Annotated in this window: 3 protein-coding genes; all 3 read left to right on the top strand. The window is 57.9% G+C overall.

Features of this window, described 5'->3' with window-relative positions; all coding sequences use genetic code 11:
* The first annotated feature begins 80 nt into the window (after positions 1–80).
* The 3 genes from tnpA to tnpC all read left to right on the top strand — a co-directional run bounded on the left by tnpA (position 81) and on the right by tnpC (position 2,477).
* The gene (gene tnpA, locus K787_RS23815; RefSeq protein ID WP_084672200.1) at positions 81–488 is read left to right on the top strand and encodes an IS66-like element accessory protein TnpA; all 408 of its coding nucleotides are present in this window, start codon (positions 81–83) and stop codon (positions 486–488) included.
* Positions 485–829, top strand: a complete 345-nt coding sequence (tnpB, locus tag K787_RS0119125; RefSeq protein WP_022964419.1) for an IS66 family insertion sequence element accessory protein TnpB — start codon at positions 485–487, stop codon at positions 827–829. The genes tnpA and tnpB overlap by 4 nt, the downstream gene beginning before the upstream one ends.
* A gap of 91 nt (positions 830–920) precedes the next feature.
* Positions 921–2,477 carry an IS66 family transposase gene (gene tnpC / locus K787_RS0119120; protein WP_022964418.1) on the top strand — a complete coding sequence of 519 codons (1,557 nt, stop codon included), beginning with the start codon at positions 921–923 and terminating at the stop codon, positions 2,475–2,477.
* The last annotated feature ends 53 nt before the right edge of the window (positions 2,478–2,530 follow it).

Raw genomic sequence — 2,530 nt, 5'->3', positions numbered from 1 at the left:
GTAAGCATCCGGTCAGTACCGTCTAGCATCTGAAACGGTAATCCGAACAATAGGTTCCCACGTATTTTTGGTGGGAACCTATGACAAACCTAAACGAATCAACCCGGACATACCGGAGCCTTCCACGCCGGAGATATAGCCGGGACCACAAACGTAGGCTGGTCCAGGAGTTGCTGAATTCCGACTCCTCGACAACCTTGGCGCAACTCGCACGCACTCACGACATCCATCCTAATCTACTGGGGAAATGGCGCCGCGATTATCAGCAAGGCTTGCTTGGTGAGCCCGCAAAGCCCGCTGCGTCCGGGCTTACGCTGCTGCCGGTAACGGTGTCGACCACGTCACCAGCTCCATCGTCGAACCGCTCCGATGCTGCTGCCGTGCTCCCTATCTCATCGCTGGAGCTGCGCTTACGCAAAGGGTCGATGGTGCTTAACGGCGAGGTCACCGCCGACCTGTTGCGTGATTTGGTTGAGGCGTTGTCATGATCGGTTTGCCCCCAGGAACCCGTGTGTGGCTGGCAGCCGGAGTTACCGACATGCGCCGTGGTTTCGATGGCCTCGCCGCGACGGTGCAAAGCACGCTGGATGAAGATCCGTTCAGCGGCCATGTCTTCGTCTTCCGGGGCCGCAAGGGCGACCGAATCAAGGTGCTGTGGTGGAGTGGCGATGGCATGTGTCTGTTGGCCAAGCGCCTGGAAGAGGGTCGGTTCGTGTGGCCTGGCGCGGAGAGGGGAGCCGTTCATTTGACGCCCGCGCAACTGTCAATGCTGTTGGAAGGCATCGATTGGCGGCGACCAAAAAGAACCCAAAATCCGACTCACGTCTGACTGCCAATAAAGCGCTGAAAGCCCCATTCAGACTGGCTTTAACGGCAATTACTGATAGATAAAATGCGTGCTGTTTAGTAGAATATCGCGCATGCTAAAGCCCACCCAACTCCCCGACAACATCGCTGATTTAAAGGCTCTGCTGTCGGCGCAACTGGTTGAAGTGGCCGCGCTGACAGCAGAGCGCGATCTGCTGCGCGAGGAAAAGAACGATGATCTACAGCAGATCCAGCGACTGACCCTGTTGATCGATAAATTGCGGCGAATGCTGTTCGGTCGCAAGTCCGAAAAATTGATACAGCAAATAGAACAGTTGCAACTGGAACTGGAAGAGCTGCATATCAATCAGGGTGAACGCACGCAGCAGGCCGAGGCCACGGCGCCTGCTAAGCCAGCTCGATCTGCACCCAATCGCCGGCCCTTGCCAGAACATCTAACTCGCGATACCCAAGAGCACTTGCCGCATGATCACAGTTGCCCCGACTGTGGCGGAGCCTGGCAGCGCTTGGGAGAAGATGTCAGCGAAGTACTGGAATACGTGCCGGCCAGCTTCCGGGTGACCCGTCATGTACGCCCGCGTATGAGCTGTACATGTTGCGAACGGATGGAGCAGGCACCCGCAGTCAGTCGCCCCATAGCTCGCAGCTACGCCGGTCCTGGGCTGCTGAGCCGCGTCATGATCTCCAAATACCTCGATCATCAACCGCTGTATCGTCAGGCTCAGATCCATGCGCGTGAAGGCGTTGAGCTTAGCGAGAGCACCTTGGGCGACTGGGTGGGCGGTGTGCACAAACTGGTGCGACCGTTGGTCGATGCCTTGCAGCGCCATATCTTCAGTGCAACAAAGCTGCACACGGACGACACCCCGATTGCGGTGCTCGCTCCCGGCAATGGGAAAACGCGCCAGGCTCGCCTCTGGGTGTATGCGCGCGATGATCGTTCCAGTGGCGATACCACCCCGCCGGCAGTCTGGTACCGCTACTCGCCGGATCGCAAAGGCATCCATCCGCAAACGCACCTGAAAGACTACGTCGGCATCCTCCAAGCCGATGCCTATGCCGGCTACAACGCTGTCTATGAAACCGGGCGGGTCATCGAGGCTGGATGCTGGGCTCACGCCAGACGCAAGTTCTACGACATGCATGCGCAGCGGCCAACCCCCATTACCACACATGTTCTCGAACAGATTAAAGCGCTTTACCAAATCGAGGCAGATATACGCGGCAAACCGCCGGATGAGCGCAAAGCAGTACGCCAGGAAAAAGCCACTCCGCTGGTCAAGGCGCTACACGCCTGGCTGATAGAGCAGCTACCCAAGATCTCACGCAAATCGATCACTGCGGAGGCTATAGGCTATGCCATGAATCAATGGCAGGCCCTCACGCGCTACCTCAAAGACGGCCGCATCGAGATCGACAACAATGCGGCAGAACGAGCCTTGCGCGGCGTGGCGCTGGGCCGCAAGAACTACCTGTTCCTGGGCTCCGATGCTGGCGGCGAACGCGCAGCCACTATGTACAGCCTGCTAGGGACAGCGAAGCTGAACGACATCAATCCCGAGGCGTATCTCACTCACGTCCTCTCGGTCATTGCAGACCATCCGGTGAACCGGATCGACGAATTGCTGCCTTGGAATGTGAAGCTGTAGCCTCGACTAGAATAGCGATCCGCTCGTCAAGACGGTACTTACCGGATGCTTAC

It is taken from the genome of Halopseudomonas pelagia CL-AP6, assembly GCF_000410875.1.
Lineage (GTDB): Bacteria > Pseudomonadota > Gammaproteobacteria > Pseudomonadales > Pseudomonadaceae > Halopseudomonas > Halopseudomonas pelagia.
The sequence above is the reverse complement of the archived record's forward strand: the minus strand, read 5'-3'. Positions and strand labels throughout refer to the sequence as shown.